Genomic DNA, 21,501 nt, shown 5'->3' on the forward strand with positions numbered 1-21,501 from the left:
TGGGTTGCTGCGCAGCAGCATAAAAAAGTAGCCCCGGCTAGCGGGGCTACACAAGATGAACATCCGTGACCTTTCGGCTGGGAGCTCTCTTTTGGGTAAGACAAAGATAACAAAATTATCCTATAAAAAAACTTGACTTTTAAGACAGTACCTTGTGGGCGAGCTGCAGAAACATCTGTTAAAAGCAGAATCGTAATGGAATATCCTTTTTACTATTTGCTATAAATTGGAAACAAACGGATAATCAACGGCTAGTGCAGGTATTTCACCGGACTTTACGGGCGCTATACACGCACAACAGTCCCGGGAATAGCGTGGCAGTGGGTGTGGTGGCTGGCGCTGCAGTGTTTTGCAACTGGAAAATTAAGCAGGCATGGTGCTTACATATAAATGAGTTGGGGGAAAACAATAAGTGCCGGGTTAATCATCTGTTTTGAATTATTTCCTTATCTTGCTGTACGGATTCCACTTCGGCAAACGAGCCGGATTCCGCTGTTCCGGTGCAAAAAAGCAACAGCCGGGGCAGAAAGGTGGCTACTCCGCACTATGTGCGGAGTAGCCGAATAACTCGGTTTATCCGATAGTTAGCAAAGATGTATAATTATGAATTTAAAATTCCATAATATTTTAAAAAATTATCATCTTATTTTAACTGGAATTTCATTTTCCCTTTACTCCCTTATGGGTTCAAATGAAGTTATAGATTACATTAGCAAAAATAAATCCATTTTCTTTGTGAAGCTGGTGGTGATAGAGCAAGTAATTCTTCTTTCTATTTTTAATTTACTTCACATAATCCTATACTTGATAAAAAAGGATTTTATAAGATTTGGCGTAGTAGCAGCTTTTAATAGTGTTTTGCTTTTGATTGTTTTAAGTGGGTATATGATACTATTGGTAATTAGCCCAGCACTTAGTGTAGCAATAGCTATTTGTATTTTGTATTTAGCATTAAAAGATGGTTTAAGAAATAAAAACACCTTTGCCAACCAAACCTATAGTGCATAAACGCACCATAGCAAAGCCGTTTGAGGTAATTGATAAGTATGAAAAGAAGTTTTATTACACTCCTTCCATTTCTGATTTTGATTAGCTGTTATAAACCAGATAATCAGTATAATATGGCTAAATCAGAAGGGGCAGAAAATGTAACAGCTCTACCAGAAGTATCAGGAGATGCTGAGGTAGAATTTAGTATTTTGTTTCTTAAGAATCTGATTTTAAATAGTGACAGCATTTATTTGTTAATCGGAGAAACAAGTCCAAACAAAGGCTACTTGTACATCAAAGAAAGGCTTATTAGTAAGGATGACATTAAGAGCCTTGCAGATTTTATACCGAAAGATACTTCAACTAAATTAATTGTTTATCCAGCGGACACAATAAAAGGAGACATTCCACCGCCACCTCCTCCACCACGTTGGGGTAGACCAATAGGAGTGTTAAGAATTTATAATGCCTCTGTTTCAAGATCAGTTGACTTTGCCATAGATTCATCAGATACTTTTGTTTTTTCGCACAGCGGAAGAAGGCGAATGGCTTTCACAAGGGATGGTGATGCTTATTTTAGAAGAATTTATAGGGAATACAAATCCCTCCAACCACGCCTATAATTTAGTTACGCCATATTTAGACAAGTCCGTTACCAGTTATAGTTAATAACAACACAATACACCCGGAAACCAACCACCTAAATATACGGCAATGGAAGAAAGCAAAAGTGAGATTAAACCAAATGGAACAGTTCAAAGCCCTTTCAAACAGACCTACTTTCATGGCACCAAGGCTGACTTAAAGCTTGGCGACTTGATCGAAATTGGTGTTAACTCAAACTATGGGCAGAAGAATAAAGCAAAATACATCTACCTCACCGCTACACTGGATGCTGCTATTTGGGGCGCTGAACTTGCTTTTGGCGAAGGGAATGAAAGAATTTATTTAGTAGAGCCAACAGGTCCGATTGAGGATGATCCCAATTTAACGGACAAAAAATTCCCGGGTAATCCAACAATGTCTTATCGCTCCAAACACCCGTTTAAGGTTGTCGGCGAGATTACCGCCTGGCAAGGACACTCACCGGAACAAGTCGAAGCTATGAAAGACGGATTAGCAAAACTGAAAGAACAGGGTATTGAGGCAATAGAAGATTAATTTGAAACAGGCAAAACTGATTCATGCACTTACTATTCCGTTATTCTTACTAGCCCTACCAGGTAAAGTGCCAATGCCGTCCTCTTAAGAACTTTTGCTGTCATCTCGACCACAGGGAGAGATCTGGTTTTGAAGGAAAAAAACTTCTAGATATCTCATAGCATTCGAGATGGCAAGTTGCTCATAGGCTACTGGTTTTCGGGGATCTGGAGATCCCCAGCAGATTGCATTCGGATAAAAACATCCGAATGAGCGTGTGTACTAAAGGTGTGCGCTGTCGGGGGACAGCGCACGGGGGCTTCTTTCATAATATTGATCCTAATAACACTTTGGAACTCCTGCCTTCCAGCTTCAGGAAACATCAACCAACCAACTCTAGCTTTTCAGGTTTGTCCTGGCTGGTGCCGGCTATTTCGCTTTTGGCGGCGGCGTAGGTTTTGTAGCCGCCGTCCAGGTTTTTCACCTTAAAGTTGTTTTCCTGCAAAATGCGCAGGGCGATGTAGCCCCGCATACCCGCCTGGCAGTACACGTAGATGGTTTGGTTTTCCGGAAGCTCGTTCAGCCTGTCGCGCAGCTGGTTAAGGGGAATGTGACGTGCACCTTTTATGTAACCGGCATCGAATTCTGCCTGTTCCCTTACGTCCAGCACGTAATTGCCTGCTTCAACAAAAGCATCTATCTCGTGCCACAGGTATGTTTCCAGCGTGCCTTCGAGCATGTTCTGGGCAACGTACCCGATCATGTTCACAGGATCTTTGGCAGAAGAGTAGGGCGGGGCATAAGCCAGTTCCAGTTCCGGCAGGTCGAGCGCCGTCAGGCCGGCTTTTATGGCGGTGGCCAGCACATCAATGCGTTTGTCAGCACCCTTTTCGCCAACAGCCTGCGCTCCGAAAATTCTACCGTCTTCGGGAGAGAAAATAAGTTTTAAGGCCAGCGGTGTAGCTCCCGGGTAATAACCGGCATGCGCATTCGGGTGGATATGCGCGACAAGGTAGGGAATGCCCAGTTTCTGCAGCGTTTTTTCGTTGTTGCCGGTTGTGGCAGCCGTTAAATCAAACACTTTGGCAATGGCAGTGCCTAAGGTGCCTTTATAGGCTGTTTTCTTGCCTGCGATGTTATCGGCCACAATGCGTCCTTGCCGGTTGGCGGGCCAGGCCAGCGGCACAAAAGTGGCGTGCCCGTGCACATAATCCTTCACCTCGATGGCATCGCCCACGGCATAAATATCCGGGTCGGAAGTTTGCAGGTATTCGTTTACCCGGATCGCATTCCGGTTGCCGAGCGCCAGGCCAGCCTCCTGGGCCAATGTGCTTTCCGGTTGCACGCCTGCCGCCATAATGATCATGTCGGTGGCGATTTCGGTGCCGCTTTGGAGTACCAGTTTCTTGCCTTTGTTTTCTATGCTTTGCAGGCCATCGTTCAGGTGAAGGTCAATTCCTTTTTTGCGAATGTGCTGCTGCACGATACTGGCCATTTCAAAATCGAGTGGCTCCATCACCTGTGCCAGCCGCTCCACCAGGCTGACTTTTATACCCCGGTCGTGCAGGTTTTCAGCCATTTCCAGCCCTATAAAACCTCCGCCTACCACAACAGCTCTTTCCGGATGAACTGCGTCTACAAAACTTTTGATACGGTCGGTGTCGGGGATGTTGCGCAGGGTGAAAAGATGCTCTGCCTCCCGGATGCCCGGTATGGGCGGCGTTACGGGCTTGGCGCCAGGCGACAGGATGAGTGTGTCGTACGGCTCGCGGTACAACTCCTGTGTCTGCAGGTTTTTTACCCACACTGCCTTGTGCTCCCGGTCGATGCTGATGACTTCGCTTTTAGGCCTAATATCCAGTTTAAAGCGTTTGGACATGCCTTCTGCGGTTTGAACCAGGAGTTTGCCCCGGTTCTGGATGGTGCCGCCAATGTAATAGGGAAGGCCACAGTTGGCAAAAGAGATGTACTCTCCGCGCTCAAACATGACAATTGAAATGTTTTCGTCAAGCCTTCTCAGGCGTGCTGCTGCGCTGGCGCCTCCGGCCACACCACCTACAATTACTATTTTTTTCCGTTTCATGATGGTCTCAGATGAGGTTTGATATAGTTGCATAATCCGTTTACAAATCGTATTGGCACCTGCAGTTTCTGGAAGATTTTCCGCATGCTTAACTGGCTGGGCGCCTTATTATTTACTGTAAAGTTGGCGCAAACGGCTAGATCTATATGTGACCAAAGTCACTTAAAACCGGAACATGACGAAGATCATTTTTCTGGTGGATTACGGCGGCCAGAGGCCGCGAGTAATCAGCGCGAAGGGAACCTTCGCGCTATAAACATTAGAATGAAATGATCCTGCCTTTACGGTGAAGAAAGGAGAAAAGAAAAACAGTTGCTCAGCCGGTTAAGTCCGGGTTGAACAACTGTCTTATTTTGAAACGAAAAGAATAGCGGGTTCTGTACGCTTAAGAAAAGATCAGCGCATCAGGAAAGTCGATTTTCCTATGTTCTTCAGGGCGATGCCGGTGCCTTTGGCAACAGCACGTAAAGGTTCTTCTGCAATGTGTACGGGCAACCTGGTGCGGGTCGCAATTCGCTTATCGAGACCACGTAACAACGCGCCTCCGCCGGTCAGGTAGATGCCGTTGTGGTAAATGTCGCCGGCAAGTTCGGGTGGCGTTATCTCCAGCGCCTTCATCACCGCATCCTCTATCTTGGAGATTGATTTATCCAGGCAGGCGGCAATTTCGGTGTAGGTTACTCTTATTTGCTTTGGTATGCCCGACATCAGGTCGCGACCCAGTACGGTATAATCTTCGGGCGGATCGGTGAGTTCGAGTAAAGCAGAGCCAATGCTGATCTTTATTTTTTCTGCCGTCCGGATACCGATGAGCAGGTTGTGCTGTTGCCGCATGTAGTGCATAATTTCCGAATCGAAGGTTTGCCCTGCTATGTGCAGCGACTGGTCGCACACGATTCCGCTCATGGCAATGACGGCTATCTCGGTGGTGCCGCCGCCGATGTCTATAATCATGTTTCCCATAGGCTCTTCCACGTTTATCCCGATACCGAGTGCGGCAGCCATGGGTTCGTGGATCAGGTATACTTCCTTGGCGCCAGCCGATTCGGCGGAATCGCGGATAGCTCTTTTTTCCACCTCCGTAATACCTGCCGGAATGCACACCACCATCCGCAGCGAGGGCATCAGAAAACCTTTGTTCAGGTTCACCATCCGGATCATGGCCCGGATCATGTGTTCGGCAGCATTAAAGTCGGCAATAACGCCGTCCATCAACGGCCGTACCGTCCGGATGTTATCATGGGTTTTTCCTTCCATCTGCATGGCCTTGTTGCCAACTGCCAGCACTTCATGTGTGGTACGGTTAAAGGCAATGATGGCAGGTTCATCCAGCACCACCTGGTTGTTATGAATGATTAAGATATTGGCAGTACCTAAATCTATTGCGATCCCCTGTGTCGAAAAGTTAAAAAATCCCATATAAATATTCCTGTGTCAAGCAATGTTGCTTTTTGTATAAAAATGTAACAGAGGCTTTTGTTGGTTATTATAAAAAATGCCTGTTTGGAAATAAAAGGCGTTTGGTTAATTACGTTTTACTTAATCTCTTACCGAAGTTGATAGTTACATATAAAATCAGAACTAAGCAAAATTGTATAAGTCTTTGTTTTGGTGAATGTTGGAATTTGGATGTATATAGTAAATAAGATAAAAATAGACCTGCCTGTTAAGCAAACGTTACTGTAACGAACGACCGGGGCGATATCGTATGTCCGTAGCTGAAATTATAAAATTCGGAGTTAGTGTTTTTTTGAAATAAGTGAATAGAAAGGTGCTTCCTGGCAGTGCAAGCTTGTAAGGTTAATAGTGAAAAAGAGAGAAAGGTTACAGGTGTAGGACGTAATGTCTTCTGTCACTCCTGCAGTTTGAGAACGACACTGGCAGCGTTGCCGCCGAACCCAGCTGCATTAATTAATACTCTTCGGATTGCTGGAGGCCTCGTCTCGTTGAGGACGTTGGCGTAGGGGAGCGGCGGGTAGTACTGCAAGGCAAGGGCCTGCAGGGCATAGGCAAGGCTGAGTGCACCAGAAGCGCCCAGCGTATGACCCAGCAGCCACTTATTGGTGGTGATAGCCGGCGTGTGTTGTCCGAACACAGCTTCGATGGCTGCACGTTCGGCTGTGTCGCCGGCATAGGTGCCGGGCGTATGCGTGATGATCAGATCAATTTGGGAATCGTTGCCGGGCAACTGGGCGAGGGCGTGGCGCATGGCCTTCTGGAAATTCCGTCCCTCCCTGGAGATGCCTGTTTTACTTTCAATCTTTTCAAACCCGATTCCTACAGCTTCCACGATGACTGCTCCTGGCGTAAGCTGCTCCTGCGAAACGCTTTCGAGCGCCAGCACAGCGGCCCCTTCACCCAACACAAACGTATTCTGCCGCTGCCGGGCGTGTGGCTGACAAAAGTAAGGCGTATGCTGTAAGCCGGAGTAAATACCAATCGCTTTCATCTGGGCAATGGTAAAGGGCGTGAGCGGTGCTTCTGCGCCCCCTGCCAGGAAACGTTTTGCCATGCCTGCCTTCAACCAGGCTACCCCGTTTGCCACCGCCATCAAGGCCGTGCTGCAGGTGATGGAATGACTGATTTGAGGGCCTTCTGCATGTACGGCATGGGCTGCCCAACTGGATATGTTGCCTAAGGTAGTGGTGGGAGAGGCTGCAGAGGTAGTTCTGCAGTCGGTACTCTGTTTATAGGCCTCGAAGTGCTGCTCGAAAAGCCCGGTGGCACCGCGGGAGGAACCGATATTTACCGCCAGCTCTTCGTCAGGTGCGGCAGCGGATGCCGTCCAGCCTGCCTGTTCGGCGGCCTGGCGGGCGGCGTAAATGGCCAGCAGCACCGACCGGTCGAGCTGTTTATAATGCGGGTTCGACTGCTGCAGGCTAGACAGTATTTCTTCTGCTTCAGCGCTTATGGCTGCTGTGGGCGTTGGCTGCTCCTGGTGGTTGATGGTCCGGAAACCAAGTTTACCGGAAAGGAATGCGGAATCGGAGGAAGCGGCATCATGGCCCAATGCCGAAATGGCGCCACATCCTTTAATGATAATATAGTTTTGTGCTGTATTCAAATTCTGCCAGGCTTCACGGTGCGAGTCAGTTCAAAGATAGCAGGAGAAACAGGACATTGGCAAACCTTTTTACTGATCGGGCAGGAGTAAATTCCTGCTTCAAGTTTAGCGCAGCGTAACTTGGAGCTTTTTATAGGGCAAGTTTTCAACTTGCGAGTCCATAAAAGCCTGCAAGTGCAGCCACGAAAGCTGAAAGCTTTCATAATTGTTAGCTCCAAGTTACGCTGCGCTAAACTTGAAGCAGTTTTTCTTATAAAAAAATCAACTTATATATCCTCCGTTGAGGAGCAGTGGGTATGGTGGCAGCTGCAGCAGAACTTTTTTTGTCTGAACCACTGATTAAGCAGATTTAGGGATTACGCTGAAAGAATATTTATGAAAATCACTCATATGGGAAGAGCAGCGGGAGTGGTAACAGCGGTAGCAAAATAAAAATTTACTTTTATCACTTCTACAACCACTCTTTAAACTCCTGCGCATAGGCGGCAACGGTTTCTTTGCAGAAATCGGCTTCCTGGCGGATGGAGGGGAGCTTGCGCAGGCCGGTGTATTTTATAATAAAGTCTTCGGTAGATTCGTTTTCTTCTCCGTTGAAGATGATGCCCGCTACCGGAATTTTACGGTAACGCAGCACCTCCGCCGTCAGCAGGGTGTGGTTGATGCTGCCCAGGTAGTTGCGGGAAAGCAACACTACTTCCAGGCCAAAGCGCTGTACCAGGTCGAGCACGAGGTAGCGCTTGTTCAGGGGAACCATGAGGCCACCGGCGCCTTCTACGATCAGGTTGTTGTTTGTTTCGGGTAATTGTATGCCCTGTACATCAATTTCAATGCCTTCTTCAGCAGCGGCACGGTGGGGGGAAGCAGCCATTTTGAGGCGATAAGCTTCCGGGAAAAAAGTGGAAACCGGGTTGGATACCAGGCTCTTCACCATATCGGTGTCGGTAAAATCGAGTCCTCCTGCCTGTACGGGTTTCCAGTAATCAGCTTGCAGGGCTTCGGTCAGTATGGCTGCGGCAACTGTCTTGCCTACGTCCGTTCCGATGCCTGTTACAAAATAGCGTTTCATGTGTGTCGTCTGATGGCTTCTGCAAGCCCCTCTGTTTGTGTTGTCGTATTAAAAGCATGTACAATTACCCGCAGCCGCTCGCTGCCTTCGGGCACGGTCGGACTCATCACGGGGCGTACATCGTATCCCTCCTGTTGCAGGGAGGCGGCCAGCGGCTTCAGTTTTTTTGCATCCGGCACAAAGACAGAAAGAATGATACTGTCCCTGGGGCTGCAGCGGATGCCGCTGGTTTGGTTTAGTTCGTTGTATAGTTGGCTGGCCAGCGCCTTTACCTGCTCCCGCTCCTTGGTTAAAGATGGCAGCAACCGGTAAGCACATTTAATCGCCAGCAGGTCGTGCGTAGGCAGTGCCGTGGTATAAATAAAGGCACGGCTGAAATTTACCAGGAAATCGCGCAGCACTTTCGGCCCCACCACCGCTGCTCCGTGGCAGCCCATGGCCTTGCCATAGGTGATGATGCGTGCAAAAACCTGTTCCTCCAGCCCGAGCGCCGTTACCAGCCCTTCACCTTTTGGTCCGTACAAGCCCACGGCGTGGGCTTCGTCTACTACCAAAGCGGCTCCGTATTGCTGGCAAAGACTCGCCAGTTCCTGCAGCGGCGCCTTGTCGCCGTCCATCGAGTACACCGACTCCACTACCACAAATACCTGCCCCATAGCATGTTTCAGCTTTTGCTGTAGGTCGTCCAGGTTGTTGTGCCGGAAGGCATAGGTTTTGGCAAAGCTCAGGCGCAGGCCGTCCTTCATGGAGGCGTGGCTGGCTTCGTCGTAAAAAACCGTGTCGCCGCGCTGGGGCAGAACCGACAGCAGGCCAACATTGGCGGTGTAGCCGGAGTTAAAGAGCAGGGCTGCCTCTGCATGATGAAAGGCGGCTACCTGCTTTTCCAGCTCCTCGAAAAGTTCGTTGTTTCCCGACAAAAGCCGGGAGCCGGTAGAACCTACCGGCAGGTGTTTATATTTTTCAGCTTCCTGCTGAATCAGTTGCTTTAGTTGTTCCGACCGCGCCAGGCCCAGGTAATCGTTCGAGCAGAAGTCGACGAGGCCGGTGCTGGTGCGGAGCTGCCGCAGGTTGCCCTGTGCTTCCCGGTCCGCCAGCTTTTGTAACAGCCGTTGCTCCAGCTTACTGCGTGGTACTGACAAAGTAAATGAAAAAGATTACCCTACTACCTCTGGCTGCTGCTCTTCTTTAAATGATTTACGCGGTGTCAGGCCCAGCAAATCGAACATTGCTTTATCAGCGTCGAAATCCGGGTTTGGTGTGGTCAGAAGTTTCTCTCCTGTAAAGATAGAGTTGGCGCCGGCCAGGAAGCAAAGGGCCTGCTCCGTCACGTTCATCTGCTCACGACCTGCCGACAGGCGCACCATGGACTGCGGCATCAGGATGCGGGCAGTGGCAATCATGCGCACCATCTCCCACACCGACACGCGCGGCTGGTTTTCAAGCGGCGTACCTTTTACAGGAACCAGCGCATTTACCGGAACCGATTCGGGGTGCTGCGGCAGGGTAGACAGCGTGTGCAGCATACCAATGCGGTCTTCGTCGGTTTCGCCGAGGCCAATGATGCCGCCGCTGCAAACGGAGATGCCGGCTTTGCGCACGTTCTCAATCGTGTTGAGGCGGTCGTCGTACGTACGGGTGGTGATGATATTCTCGTAGTTTTCTTCGGAGGTGTCGAGGTTGTGGTTGTAGGCGTAGAGGCCGGCTTCTTTCAGCTTTTCGGCCTGGTACTCGTTTACCATGCCCAGTGTGCAGCATACTTCCAGCCCCATCTCGTTCACGCCCTTCACCATGTCCAGCACTTTGTCGAAGTCGCGGTTGTCGCGCACTTCGCGCCAGGCAGCGCCCATGCAGAAACGGGTAGAGCCGCCATCCTTCGCACGCTGTGCCGCGTTTAGTACCTGCTGCTGGTCGAGCAGCTTGTGCACATCCACACCGGTATTGTAGCGGGCCGCCTGCGGACAGTAAGCGCAATCTTCGGTGCAACCACCGGTTTTCACCGACAAAAGGGTACAAACCTGCACCTCGCCGGTCGCCTGGTAGTGCTTATGCACGTTAGCCGCTTCCACAATCAGCTCCAGCACCGGCTTGTAATAAATAGCCTTTATTTCTTCCAGACTCCAGTCGTTACGAATGTCTGCGTTTTGTACGAGTTGCGTCATAAAAACCTTAATTAGTGTACGAAGGTAATTTGTAGAATCAGGAATTAAAAATCAAATCTGACGCGGAATTTCAAGCGAAATAGTTAAGGAATTGGGTAAAAGTGGGTTTGATGCACAGAAATTTTTGAAAATCGTGCTGATTTATGCCAGCTGCAGCAACTGAAGGCAGTTTTGCCGGGACGGAATGGCGAGCTGTTATGCGCGGAGGTTTGCTGGTTTTTTGGGATAGGCTGCAGGTAAGCTGCAGTTCCGGCAGCAGCTGGCGTTAAGGCAAAGCAGGAGCCGGGAGATGTAAGATAACTCTAACAAGTGTTTGTTTTAAAGGGATAAATTGCCTACACTTGCACAATCGATTGCATTGGCCTGAGGTTGTAAAACGCTGGATTTTGCTGAAGCGGAACAACCGTTTTGTTTTTCCGGGAGCAGCTAAGGCTATGGAGGCAGGAGCAGCATAAAATATTTTGCTAATTTTATGCTGAAAGACGCACAGCAGCTGCGCCTGTTTGTTAATTTAGTTTCAAATTTTAAATCAATAGCCTCCCAACACAAACAACATAAAATATGAAATTAGAACATTTTGCACTGAATGTAGAAGAGCCCGCCGATATGGTGGAATGGTATGTGGCCCACCTCGGCATGAAAGTAGTACGACAGATGGCAGAAGCGCCCTTTACCGCTTTCCTGGCAGATGATAGCGGCACGATCATGATCGAGATCTATAAAAATCCGCCCCACGAGGTACCGCCTTACCGCCTCATGGACCCGCTGCTGGTACACCTGGCCTTTGTGTCTGAAAATCCGGATGCGGATAGGGCGCGACTGATCGATGCCGGTGCCAGCCTGGTTTCGGATAACCACCTGGATGATGGCTCACACCTGGTGATGCTGCGCGACCCCTGGGGGCTGGCGCTGCAGCTCTGCAAAAGAGGAAAACCCATGCTGGCCAGGTCTTAATTGATTTTTGCTAAACTAAAATTGCAGGAAATGTTTCCCTTAGGTGGTAATCTTGTGCCGAAAAGCTTTCTGCTCCAGCCACCACAGCCACTGCTCCTCTGCTGATTCGGATTTGCAATCCGAATCAGCAGAGACCATAATTTGTAAAAAACTTAACCGTATAGATTTTAAGAAATGACGAAACTCTTCCCGATTTACCGCGCGTTTGCACTTGTTGTTTTAGTTGCGCTGGCCGCCTGCGGAAGCCCGGACACCAAAACGGAACAAACCGCAGAAAACACCGCCGACGAGTCAGATGTATGGAAAGAAATGGATAACATTCTCGCCCAGATCAAAGCGCCCGAATTTCCGGACAAACAGTTTTTAATAACCGATTTCGGGGCTGTAGGTGATGGCAAAACCGTTTGCACGGAAGCTTTCCGGAAGGCAATCGAAACCTGTAACCGCGAAGGCGGTGGCCGTGTGGTGGTGCCTGCCGGTAACTTTTTTACCGGTCCTATCCACCTGAAGAGCAACGTGAACCTGCACCTGGAGAAAGATGCGAAGGTGCTGTTTTCTACCAATCCCAAAGACTACCTGCCGCTCGTGCATACGCGCTGGGAAGGGGTGGAGCTGATGGGTTACTCGCCGCTGCTTTATGCGTTCGAAGAAAAAAATATCGCCATCACCGGCGAAGGTACCTTCGACGGACAGGCAAACGACACGAACTGGTGGCCCTGGAAAGGCCAGGAACGATATGGGTGGAAAAAAGGAACGCCTAACCAGACCGACAAAGACAAGCGTGCGGCCTTGTTCCAGATGGCAGAAGATAATGTGCCGGTAAGCGAGCGAAAGTTTGGCGAAGGCTCTTACCTGCGTCCGCAGTTTGTGCAGCCTTACCGTTGCGAGAACATCCTGATAGAGGGCGTTACCTTCGTGAATTCGCCGATGTGGATTCTGAACCCGGTGCAGTGCACCAACGTGACGATTCAGAAGGTGACCGTGGAAAGCCAGGGACCAAACTCCGACGGTTGTGACCCGGAGTCCTGCAAGAACGTGCTCATAAAAGACTGCTTCTTCAATACCGGCGACGATTGCATTGCCATTAAGTCGGGCCGTAATGCCGATGGCCGCCGCATCAACATACCAAGCGAGAACATCGTGATACAGGGCTGCAAAATGGCCAACGGGCATGGCGGTGTGGTGATCGGAAGCGAGATATCCGGTGGCGCCCGCAATATATTTGCTGAAAACTGCATCATGAACAGTCCGGAACTGGACCGTGCCCTGCGCATCAAGACCAGTTCTGCCCGGGGCGGCGTTATCGAAAATGTGTACCTGCGCAACATCGAGGTAGGCCAGGTGGCGGAGCAGGTGGTTCGGGTAAATATGTTTTACGAAGATTCAGGTTCCTATATGCCGACTGTTCGCAACATAGAGGTGAAAAACATGACGGTGAAAGAAGGCGGCAAAGTAGGCGTGCTGCTGGAAGGCTATGAGCAGTCGCCGGTAGAAAACGTGCGCCTGGTGAACGTAGAGATAGAGCAGGTGGACGTGCCATTCAAATTTAAAAACATAGAAAATGTGCAGTTTGAAAATGTAACCATAAATGGCAAAAAAATTAATCAGCAAAATTTCTTAAAAGTGTTTTAAGGTTAAAGATTATTGTGAATGTGCGGATATTTTGCGAAGAAATTGTTCTAAAAGATCAGAACCCTTGTCAATTAATAACTGATGTTACGCAGGGATTTTTTGTCCCCCTTTGAAGGGGGCAGGGGGATGATTTACATCTGAGGACAAAATATTTTTGTATTGGCTGTAGAACCTGAATTTCTTCGCAGTACGTGCGTCATCCCCCTTACCCCCTTCAAAGGAGGACAACTCCTGCTTTCGTAATTTTTTGCGTAACATCTGTTAATAAAATTTATTCAAAATGAAAAAAGTATTCGCATTACCCCTGCTGGGCCTGAGCCTGCTGCTGATGTCGTTTTTGCCTCAGGCGAAGAAGCACATTACCGTTTATATGATCGGCGATTCCACCATGGCCATTAAGTCGGACAAAGCTTTCCCGGAAATGGGTTGGGGCGTGCCGTTTGTCACTTTCTTCGACGAGTCCGTTACCGTTGACAACCGCGCCAAAAACGGGCGCAGCAGCAGGACGTTCCGGGACGAGAAGCTGTGGCAGCCGGTATTGGACAGCCTGCAGGAAGGCGATTATGTGTTCATCCAGTTCGGGCACAACGACGAGGTTCCTACGAAAAGGAGTGCCACCAAACCGGATGAGTTTAAGGCGAACCTGACCCGTTATGTAAAGGAAACAAGAAGCAAAAAAGCGATTCCTGTGTTGCTTACGCCCGTTGCCCGCCGCAACTTCGATGCTTCCGGAAAATTTGTTCCTACCCACGATGAATATGCTGCCATTGTACGTACCGTGGCAAAAGAACAGAACGTTCCGCTCATCGACCACGACCGCAGAAGCCAGGAGTTGCTGAAGCAGTTCGGACCTGAGCATTCTAAATTGCTCTACCTGCAAATGGCGCCGGGCGAGCACCCTAATTACCCGAAAGGCAAAGACGATAACACGCACTTCAACGAACTGGGCGCCCGCAAAATGGCGCAACTGGTGCTGGCAGATATACGTGCTCTGAAGCTGGAACTGGCCGACAGAATCGTAAATGCCGGAGCAGTAGCCAGAACGGTGAACCCGGAGGCAAAGTAAAGGCAATCCCATGAAAAACTGCTCCAAAGTGAAAACCTGGAGCAGTTTTTCTTTTGTGGAGCAGCAGTGGCAATGGTCACAGCTGCAGCTAACTTTTTTTTCTAAAAGGAAAGCTTGGTAAAGGCACTTTTCTCCTTCAAATACAGGCTTGCATATCAACAGCGATAACTTACTTTACAACATGCGATCACTCCTATTTCTTCTGATCCTGATGTTTGTTTTGCAGCAAGCCCGGGCGCAGGAATTTATTCCTTTATGGCCGGAAGGCAAAATGCCCAACTCCAAAGGCCTGGTCCTGAAAGACAGTATCGTAAACGAGCGGATACACCAGGTGGGCGTGCCGGGTATGTATGCTTTTATCACCTCTAAGGAAGAGAATAAAGGCAGTGCTGTGGTTATTTGTCCGGGAGGGGGCTATGAGCGGCTGGCTTATAACATCAGCGGGTTTCAGCTGGCCAAGTGGTTTAATACCATTGGCATCAATGCCTTTGTGCTTAACTACCGCCTGCCCAATTCCCGCGACCTGAAGGAGCGGCACCTGGGGCCACTGCAGGATGCCCAGCGGGCCATGCGGGTAATCCGGGCCAATGCCGCCACCTGGAAAATAGATCCGGAAAGGGTGGGGGTGCAGGGCTCCTCGGCAGGGGGACACCTGGCTTCTACACTTGGAACTCTTACCGATGATGTTTCTGCCATTGGCGATGCGCTGGATAAAGAGTCGTTTAAGCCAGACTTCATGATACTGGTGTCGCCGGTGATCAACCTCGATACCTATGCCCATGCCGGCAGCAAAAGGAACCTGCTGGGGGAGAAACCTTCGAAGAAGCTGGTGGAAAAGTTCTCGACGGAGAAGCAGGTAACTGCGGCTACGCCTCCTGCCTTTCTTGTACATGCTTTCAACGACAAATCGGTGAATGTGCGCAACAGTCTGCTGTTTTACGAAGCATTGCTTGATAAGAACATCCCGTCGAGCCTGCACGTTTTCCCGCAGGGTGGCCATGCCATTGCCTTACGCAACAACCCCGGCTCCACAAACATCTGGACTTCCATCTGTGAGCTGTGGCTGCACGAGATGGGCTTTACACCGGATCTGGAGAAAAAATAAGTCCTGAATTTTTGCTGCTGCAGTCACCACACCCACTGCTCCTTAAAATACTTGAAATGTCATTTATCAAAACCAGAACTATACTTTTGTTGCTGCCGTTTGTTTGTGCTCTTGGCTGCAGCAAGCCACAGCAGAAGAACCAGTTAACCTGGCAGGTAAACTCGCTGGAAAACATCGGCGGTTATACCCCAACCGTCATCGGCGACCCGAAAGTAATTAAAGCAGATGGAAAACAGGCAGTCGAGTTTGACGGGGTGGACGATGGCCTGCAGCTGGATGTAAACCCGATTGCGGGTGCCGAAGAATTTACCATCGAGGTTACGTTTAAGCCCTACGCAGGTGGCCCGGAAAATTTCGAGCAGCGCTTCCTGCACATCGAAGATCCCGCAGACCAGAACCGCCGCATCCTGATAGAGCTGCGCCTGAACAGGCAGCAGCGATGGTACGCCGATTTCCACATCCGCACCCCAACCGAACGCATCACCCTCATCGATTCCACCCGCACGCATCCGGTAAACGAGTGGCACCAGATAAAGCTGGTGTATAAAAACGGCAAAGCCCGCGGTTTTGTAAACGGGGTAGCGGAGTTGTCGGACCAGGTGCAGTACAGCCCCATGGGGAGCACCGCCAAAACCTCCCTCGGCACCCGCATGGACAAGCGTTCCTGGTTTAAAGGAGCCATCAGCAAGGTGACGTTTTCGCCGGTGACGGAGGAGTAAAGTCATCTGCTTCAACCAGTAGGCAATGGGGAACAGCAGCGGCTGTGGTGGCAGCTGCAGCAGAACGAATTAGCCACAGGGCAGGCGCTACCAGTTCCTGCCGTTGCACCTGGCTGCCTTAGCTCCGGAGGTACTGGTCCCTGCCCTGCAGCCAGTCCTCCCGTCGTGGGGCGAAAAAGTCGATCGCTTCCGTGTCCTGGAGTGCTACGATGGCATGCGGAACATTTGGCGGGATAACGACTATATCGCCGGCACCGGCTACCGTTTCACGTCCGTCGCAGGAGATCCTGGCCGAACCGGAAAGTATGATAAAATACTCTTCGCTTACGTGGGCGTGTTGTGGGGCCTGTGCTCCTTTCCCGATAAGAAGCCTGGCCAAAGTGCCTTTCTCCCCGAAGATCACCTGCCGCGAAAGGATGTCGGTTAGTTTTTCTTTTTCGATGGTTTCCCAGGACAGCTTTCGTACCTGGCCCTGCTTCAGCGTTACTTCCTCCAGGTAAAGACCTGCGCCTACGATGTAGGTATCGTTGCCATGCTGCACTTTCCGGACGAAGGTGTGTTTGTGGGAAGGCGTGTTTTCGCCGGGTTTGTACCAGTAATAGTCTACCCAGGCACTGCCTTGCTCCAGGGCCGCATCAATGTAGTCGCGTACTGCCTGCTTGCCTCTCAGGTCTCTTTCGTTGCGCAGGTTCCTGCCTTCGAGGCTGGGCATGCCGCCGTTTACCAGCTCAACGCCCTCGGGACTGTCTACAAACACAAAGGTATCCATAAAGTAGAAGGGGCCTTTTTTATCGCGGAGCACGTCGAACGCTTCCTGCCCTTTTTCCGCAACCAGGGCTGCCGCCCGGTTCACGACATCTTCGATAAGCGGTTTGTCTGCCTGCATGTTATAGATCCCGCTGCCGACGAGGTATTGCCTGCCGGAGGGGAAGGTGACCCGTTGTACAAAGCAGGATTTCCAGGCAGGAAACACATCGTAGGGCCGCGGCCACATGCAGTGCAGCCACCCTTCGCCTTCCGGGGAGGCGGCGATGTCGAGAAACATCCTGCCGATTGGCTTGCCGAGTATGTCGGTTAAGTCACGCACGTTTTTGCCTTCGCCTTCGGGTATTTCGCCATGAAACACCCGGTTGCCCTCCAGCGACCAGACAAAGAAGTAGATGTCGTCGTGGAGCCACCTGGAGCCTTTTACCCGCATTTCGGGGAAGGCATTTTCTCCTTTTTGTTCGAGCAGCGCTGCCGCGTCGCGCACCAGCTGAACCAGCTCGGGCGCCGTTGTGGCAGAAACCGGTTCTTTTTCTTTGGGGGCATCGGAAAGGTAAACGCCCAGCCTACCAGCACCCAGGCGCCGTCGAGCTGTGCTTTGCTGACATAAGCCGATTTCCGGGTAGAGACGCTTTCGCCTGGCCTGGGCCACATGTAGTCTACCCAGCCTGCACCCCTTTGCTGCACCACGTTAAACATTTCCCTGTTCAGGAATTTGCCGCTGGTGTCTTTCATGTCCATCATAGGGCGCCCTTCGAGGTTCGGAAAGGCCGGGTTGAGCAGTTCGGTACCGCTTTCGTCCATCACGAAGATGTAGGCATCTTTGGCCATGTACGGCCCTGTCGGGTCGCGGAACAGGGTGAAGGCATCCCGGCCGCGTTGCTCTGTTTCTGCCACGGCATTTGTTACCAGGTCTACCACAAATTCACGCTCCATGCGGTCGTTATACATGCCGCTGCCCACGAGGTAGCTCTTGCCCGAGGGCGCCTGCACAAGCCGTACATAACTGCTTTTCCAGCGGGGCAGGAGGGCCCCCGGCACCGGCCACTGGTAATGGTACCAGCCTCCGGGTTTGGCAGGATGCGTGTTGGCGGCGCTGATCAACCCGCGGATGATGGGCTTGCCGTTGATGTCTTTCAGCTCCAGCTGGTTTTTCCCTTCCAGCTCCGGGTCGGGGTGCACGAGCATGTTGCCCTCCGGGGCGAGCACGAAGATATATGACTCGCCCTGGCGCCACCGGCTGCCGGGCTGGCGGAAGTCGGTGAAGGCTGTTTCGCCTTTCTGCCGGAGCAGGTCTGCCGCCTCTTCCACAAGCTGAACAAGGTGGCGTGTTTCCGGGTACTGGAAGCCGGTTGTTGCCGGTTCTGTTTTTAACGTCGCAGTTCCTGCTGCGACAGGTTCCATTTGTTCCATAGCTTTTCAGATGTTTGATGTGAGACAGGTTTGCCAGGTAAATCCGGGGTGCTTAAAAACAAAGTTCCACCTGGCGCAGCTGGTCGTATTTACTGGTTCTTCCCGTTGGGCTTGCGGACCTCACCGGCTTTTTTTGCGTCATCTGCCGGGTAGTAGCCCGAGCCAACAATGTAGGTTTCGTTGCCATGCTGCACTTTCCGGACGAAGGTGTGTTTGTAGGAAGGCGTGTTTTCGCCTGGTTTATACCAGTAGTAGTCCACCCAGGCACTGCCTTTTTTCAGGGCAGCATCAATGTACTCCTGTACCAGGAGCTTTCCTTTCAGGTCTTTTTCGTTGCGCAGGTTTTTGCCCTCGAGGCTGGGCTGGGCGATGTTGACAAGCTCTGTGCCGTCCGGGCTGGTCACAAACACATAGGTGTCCATGAAGTAAAAAGGCCCTTGCTTGTCGCGCAACTGGTCAAAGGCCTCCTTCCCCTGCGCCTCTACCAGGGCAGCGGCACGGTTTACCACATCCTCGATAAAAACGTTGTCCAGCTGCATGTTATAGATGGCCGAACCGATAAGGTATTTTTTCCCGGAAGGAAACGTCACGCGTTTGATAAAACCGGACTTCCAGGCCGGGAAAATATCGCCGGGCTCAGGATACATGTAATGTACCCATCCTTCGCCTGCAGGAGTGGCGGCAGCTTCCAGGAACATTTTGCCATAGGGCCTTCCGTGAGCATCTTTCGCGCCTGTTGTCCGCTGGCCTTCTATGGACGGGTCGGCAGCATGGAAAATCCTGTTCCCGTCTAAAGACCAGACAAAGAAGTAAGTGTTGTTGCGGAACCACCTGGAGTCTTTTTTCCTGAACTCCGGAAAGGCCTTTTCTCCTTTCTGTTCGAAAATGGCAGCAGCGTCGCGTACGAGCGTCATCAGTTCGGGCGCTGTCATTTTTTGCGTGGTAGCGGCTGCTTTGGGAGCGTTGGCAAGGTAAACGCCGCTGCCAACCATTACCCATGCATTGCCAAGTTTTGCTTTACTTACATACGTGGATTTTTGGGTTGAAATACTCTCGCCCGGTTTGGGCCACATGTAATCTACCCAGCCCGACCCTTTGGTCTGCACTACCTTCAGCATTTCCCGCACCAGGGGCTTGCCCTGGGTGTCTTTCAGGTCGAGGAGGTTTCTGCCGGCGAGGTTGGGGAAGGCAGGGTTTACGAGTTCGGTACCCTTTTCGTCTACAACAAACACGTATGTATCCTTTACCAGGTAGGGCCCGGTCGGGTCCTGGAACAGCTGAAAGGCAGCCTCGCCGTTGTTCTCTATTGCTGCGACTGCACTTTTTACCAGGTCCTCGATAAATTCTTTCTCCATGCGGTTGTTGTACATGCCGCTGCCCACCAGGTAGCTTTTGCCCGAGGGCGCCTGCACCAGCTGCACGTAGCTGCTTTTCCAGCGGGGCAGGAGCGCCCCCGGCACCGGCCACTCGTAATGGTACCAGCCTCCGGCCTTACCGGGGGTAGCGGTGGCGGCGCTGATCAACCCGCGAATGATGGGCTTGCCGTTAATGTCTTTTAGCTCCAGCTGGTTTTTCCCTTCCAGCTCCGGGTCGGGGTGCACGAGCATGTTGCCTTCCGGGTCGAGCACAAAGATATACGACTCGCCCTGCCGCCACCGGCTGCCGGGCTGGCGGAAGTCGGTGAAAGCTGCTTCGCCTTTCTGTTGGAGCAGGTCTGCTGCTGCCTTTACAAGTTGTACAAGGTCGCGGGTTTCGTCGAGCTGGTAGTTCTGACCTGGAGTTAACGTTGCGTGTACCGCATTAGGGGCAACTGGAGCGCTTTTATTGCCAGAACCCGTGTTGCCGCCCAGGCACCGGAAGTGTGTCCCTGGCACAGCGAGCAGTGCCAGAGCTGTGAGGAGGATAATAGAGGTATTTTTCATGGTGAAAGAGGTTAATACACTGAAGCAGGGTCGTGGTTACCCGGTTCTGGCCGGGATGTGCAACCTGCTACCACTGGCGGGCTGAAGGGAAGCAGGCTAATGTGATGCAAAAGTAGCGTTCAGGAGTAACCGCATGCTGCACTGGCTTTGGCGGAGTAAGGAAATGAGGCATGCGCTGATTACCTATTTTATTGTAATTTTATTGCTACTTGTTTAAATATTTTTACGATTCTCGTTATGATATGTTTATCAGTCTCTTTACTTTGAGCAGTTGCTTCCAGTCCATACTATGGTAGTCGGCTGTCAGGTGCAGGCGCCTGGCAGCAGGAGGATGCGAGGCTGTCTAAAAGCTATTGGATGTAGCATGAGGGGAGGAGCAGCAGCTTTGGTGGCAGGTGCTGCAAAACAAAGAATGGGTGTTGCTCCCGCAAAAAGGCCGGGCCTGGTTTAGAGGAACTTTGGACTGCGGCGGAGGAGGAGGTGTAGTTACAAACTACATCTTGTAAGAGTGGTGTACGTATTTTTAAGGGTTGTTACCTAATAAAATTTTTCAGTTTATGCTTTCACCCATTTCCGAAGAACAGAACCTGAACCATTGTAAGACAGTTTGAGGAGATATAAACCTTTTGGTATGTTTTGAACATCCAGCACCACCTCTGCACAGTTTATTTCCTTCGTTTTTACGACTCTTCCACTCATATCCAGAACCTCAATTTTATTTGGAAGCCTGCCGGTATGCGGAAATTTAACAGTAAGGGAACTTATAGCAGGGTTAGGGTACACTATCATATTTTTTTGGACCACCAGATCTTTCGGAGAATTTGTAATGGTCATAATTCTGGCTTTTACCTCCTCCATTGACATCTCGCCTGCATAACCATTTCTTACTCCCATGGAATTAAAGGCACAAGCTGCATATAATTCATACTTACTATCAAGCGCAACCAACAAAGTATCCCCGGCACTCATAGCGGGCAAATAAACCCCGCATGTGTTTGCAACACTGTTCAGAATAATCATATCATTAACTTTGAAATCCGCGGTGTTATAATTTTCCAGCACTACAAATCTGCCATATACATGCCCGTCTATCGGCTCCGCCTGAACAAGTTCTTCAAATTTCACCATGGCGTTTTTGGAATAAGGAGAAACAAGATCCCAAAATGTTAGTGGCTTCTCACCAAGGCAGGAACAGGCCAGGGCATTGGCAGTTGTAGCCAGATACAGCAAAACCAATGAGATAGCAGAAAGGGTAAAACTCTTCATACGAGGTTAAAGTATGAATTTAATAACAAGCTGTAATGTAAACTCATCTGATATAAGGAAACGGTAGTATCAAAATAACTCCCATCCCTAACATACACTTATTTTCACTAATTGCGTGATATGATGTTGTATTTATTTAAGTGAAGATAGTATCCAG

The 21,501-nt window shown here is 50.5% G+C and carries 18 protein-coding genes; 8 read left to right on the forward strand and 10 right to left on the reverse strand.

Translation table 11 applies throughout. The features are described from left to right. Positions 1–603: 603 nt before the first annotated feature. The 3 genes from DCW36_RS20190 to arr all read left to right on the forward strand — a co-directional run bounded on the left by DCW36_RS20190 (position 604) and on the right by arr (position 2,151). Positions 604–1,008 carry a hypothetical protein gene (locus DCW36_RS20190; RefSeq protein ID WP_125185412.1) on the forward strand — a complete coding sequence of 135 codons (405 nt, stop codon included), beginning with the start codon at positions 604–606 and terminating at the stop codon, positions 1,006–1,008. A 38-nt stretch (positions 1,009–1,046) separates the two neighbouring features. Continuing rightward, complete coding sequence (locus DCW36_RS20195; protein ID WP_125185413.1) at positions 1,047–1,613, forward strand: hypothetical protein; 567 nt, start codon at positions 1,047–1,049, stop codon at positions 1,611–1,613. Positions 1,614–1,704: 91 nt separating this feature from the next. Next, positions 1,705–2,151 carry an NAD(+)--rifampin ADP-ribosyltransferase gene (gene arr / locus DCW36_RS20200; RefSeq protein WP_114782614.1) on the forward strand — a complete coding sequence of 149 codons (447 nt, stop codon included), beginning with the start codon at positions 1,705–1,707 and terminating at the stop codon, positions 2,149–2,151. 361 nt (positions 2,152–2,512) lie between these two features. On the opposite strand, the gene DCW36_RS20205 is transcribed toward arr, so the two are convergent. From DCW36_RS20205 to bioB, 6 genes are all read right to left on the reverse strand, one after another. Continuing rightward, on the reverse strand, positions 2,513–4,213 hold the full coding sequence (locus DCW36_RS20205) for a CoA-disulfide reductase (protein WP_114782615.1): 1,701 nt from the start codon (positions 4,211–4,213) through the stop codon (positions 2,513–2,515). A 396-nt stretch (positions 4,214–4,609) separates the two neighbouring features. Then, the gene (locus DCW36_RS20210) at positions 4,610–5,632 is read right to left on the reverse strand and encodes a rod shape-determining protein (RefSeq protein WP_114782616.1); all 1,023 of its coding nucleotides are present in this window, start codon (positions 5,630–5,632) and stop codon (positions 4,610–4,612) included. A gap of 433 nt (positions 5,633–6,065) precedes the next feature. Then, positions 6,066–7,277 carry a beta-ketoacyl synthase N-terminal-like domain-containing protein gene (locus DCW36_RS20215; protein ID WP_114782617.1) on the reverse strand — a complete coding sequence of 404 codons (1,212 nt, stop codon included), beginning with the start codon at positions 7,275–7,277 and terminating at the stop codon, positions 6,066–6,068. Between the two features lie 451 nt (positions 7,278–7,728). Next, the gene (gene bioD / locus DCW36_RS20220; protein ID WP_114782619.1) at positions 7,729–8,343 is read right to left on the reverse strand and encodes a dethiobiotin synthase; all 615 of its coding nucleotides are present in this window, start codon (positions 8,341–8,343) and stop codon (positions 7,729–7,731) included. Further along, positions 8,340–9,482: an aminotransferase class I/II-fold pyridoxal phosphate-dependent enzyme gene (locus DCW36_RS20225; protein WP_164891201.1), complete on the reverse strand. Its 1,143-nt coding sequence runs from the start codon at positions 9,480–9,482 to the stop codon at positions 8,340–8,342. Before DCW36_RS20225 ends, bioD begins: the two co-directional genes overlap by 4 nt. Positions 9,483–9,497: 15 nt before the next feature. Then, positions 9,498–10,502, reverse strand: coding sequence for a biotin synthase BioB (bioB, locus tag DCW36_RS20230; RefSeq protein ID WP_114782620.1), 1,005 nt, complete (start codon positions 10,500–10,502; stop codon positions 9,498–9,500). 561 nt (positions 10,503–11,063) lie between these two features. Between bioB and DCW36_RS20235 the strand changes: the two genes are divergently transcribed. The 5 genes from DCW36_RS20235 (at position 11,064) to DCW36_RS20255 (ending at position 15,978) form a co-directional block, all read left to right on the forward strand. Further along, entirely contained in the window at positions 11,064–11,456 is a 393-nt protein-coding gene (locus DCW36_RS20235; RefSeq protein WP_114782621.1) for a VOC family protein, read from the forward strand. Between the two features lie 174 nt (positions 11,457–11,630). Next, the gene (locus DCW36_RS20240) at positions 11,631–13,088 is read left to right on the forward strand and encodes a glycoside hydrolase family 28 protein (RefSeq protein WP_114782622.1); all 1,458 of its coding nucleotides are present in this window, start codon (positions 11,631–11,633) and stop codon (positions 13,086–13,088) included. A gap of 280 nt (positions 13,089–13,368) precedes the next feature. Continuing rightward, on the forward strand, positions 13,369–14,154 hold the full coding sequence (locus tag DCW36_RS20245) for a rhamnogalacturonan acetylesterase (RefSeq protein WP_114782623.1): 786 nt from the start codon (positions 13,369–13,371) through the stop codon (positions 14,152–14,154). Between the two features lie 181 nt (positions 14,155–14,335). Then, positions 14,336–15,259 carry an alpha/beta hydrolase gene (locus DCW36_RS20250; protein WP_114782624.1) on the forward strand — a complete coding sequence of 308 codons (924 nt, stop codon included), beginning with the start codon at positions 14,336–14,338 and terminating at the stop codon, positions 15,257–15,259. Positions 15,260–15,315: 56 nt separating this feature from the next. Then, a complete protein-coding gene (locus DCW36_RS20255; protein WP_114782625.1) occupies positions 15,316–15,978 on the forward strand; it encodes a LamG-like jellyroll fold domain-containing protein in 663 nt (220 codons plus the stop codon). A 118-nt stretch (positions 15,979–16,096) separates the two neighbouring features. Here DCW36_RS20255 and DCW36_RS20260 read toward each other — a convergent pair whose 3' ends face one another. The 4 genes from DCW36_RS20260 to DCW36_RS20275 all read right to left on the reverse strand — a co-directional run bounded on the left by DCW36_RS20260 (position 16,097) and on the right by DCW36_RS20275 (position 21,344). Beyond that, entirely contained in the window at positions 16,097–17,230 is a 1,134-nt protein-coding gene (locus tag DCW36_RS20260; protein ID WP_125185414.1) for a cache domain-containing protein, read from the reverse strand. After that, complete coding sequence (locus DCW36_RS20265) at positions 17,167–18,156, reverse strand: cache domain-containing protein (protein ID WP_114782627.1); 990 nt, start codon at positions 18,154–18,156, stop codon at positions 17,167–17,169. Before DCW36_RS20265 ends, DCW36_RS20260 begins: the two co-directional genes overlap by 64 nt. An 89-nt stretch (positions 18,157–18,245) precedes the next feature. Continuing rightward, the gene (locus DCW36_RS20270) at positions 18,246–20,078 is read right to left on the reverse strand and encodes a cache domain-containing protein (RefSeq protein WP_114782628.1); all 1,833 of its coding nucleotides are present in this window, start codon (positions 20,076–20,078) and stop codon (positions 18,246–18,248) included. A 555-nt stretch (positions 20,079–20,633) separates the two neighbouring features. Beyond that, positions 20,634–21,344, reverse strand: coding sequence for a T9SS type A sorting domain-containing protein (locus tag DCW36_RS20275; RefSeq protein WP_114782629.1), 711 nt, complete (start codon positions 21,342–21,344; stop codon positions 20,634–20,636). Positions 21,345–21,501: the final 157 nt, after the last annotated feature.

This window comes from Botryobacter ruber (genome assembly GCF_003347595.2).
In the GTDB taxonomy this organism is placed as follows: Bacteria; Bacteroidota; Bacteroidia; order Cytophagales; family Hymenobacteraceae; genus Pontibacter; species Pontibacter ruber_A.

Coding starts and splice junctions, on each gene's coding strand:
- DCW36_RS20190 (WP_125185412.1), top strand. CDS start 604: ATGAATTTAAAATTCCATAATATTTTAAAAAATTATCATCTTATTTTA.
- DCW36_RS20195 (WP_125185413.1), top strand. CDS start 1,047: ATGAAAAGAAGTTTTATTACACTCCTTCCATTTCTGATTTTGATTAGC.
- arr (WP_114782614.1), top strand. CDS start 1,705: ATGGAAGAAAGCAAAAGTGAGATTAAACCAAATGGAACAGTTCAAAGC.
- DCW36_RS20205 (WP_114782615.1), bottom strand. CDS start 4,213: ATGAAACGGAAAAAAATAGTAATTGTAGGTGGTGTGGCCGGAGGCGCC.
- DCW36_RS20210 (WP_114782616.1), bottom strand. CDS start 5,632: ATGGGATTTTTTAACTTTTCGACACAGGGGATCGCAATAGATTTAGGT.
- bioD (WP_114782619.1), bottom strand. CDS start 8,343: ATGAAACGCTATTTTGTAACAGGCATCGGAACGGACGTAGGCAAGACA.
- bioB (WP_114782620.1), bottom strand. CDS start 10,502: ATGACGCAACTCGTACAAAACGCAGACATTCGTAACGACTGGAGTCTG.
- DCW36_RS20235 (WP_114782621.1), top strand. CDS start 11,064: ATGAAATTAGAACATTTTGCACTGAATGTAGAAGAGCCCGCCGATATG.
- DCW36_RS20240 (WP_114782622.1), top strand. CDS start 11,631: ATGACGAAACTCTTCCCGATTTACCGCGCGTTTGCACTTGTTGTTTTA.
- DCW36_RS20245 (WP_114782623.1), top strand. CDS start 13,369: ATGAAAAAAGTATTCGCATTACCCCTGCTGGGCCTGAGCCTGCTGCTG.
- DCW36_RS20250 (WP_114782624.1), top strand. CDS start 14,336: ATGCGATCACTCCTATTTCTTCTGATCCTGATGTTTGTTTTGCAGCAA.
- DCW36_RS20255 (WP_114782625.1), top strand. CDS start 15,316: ATGTCATTTATCAAAACCAGAACTATACTTTTGTTGCTGCCGTTTGTT.
- DCW36_RS20265 (WP_114782627.1), bottom strand. CDS start 18,156: ATGGAACAAATGGAACCTGTCGCAGCAGGAACTGCGACGTTAAAAACA.
- DCW36_RS20270 (WP_114782628.1), bottom strand. CDS start 20,078: ATGAAAAATACCTCTATTATCCTCCTCACAGCTCTGGCACTGCTCGCT.
- DCW36_RS20275 (WP_114782629.1), bottom strand. CDS start 21,344: ATGAAGAGTTTTACCCTTTCTGCTATCTCATTGGTTTTGCTGTATCTG.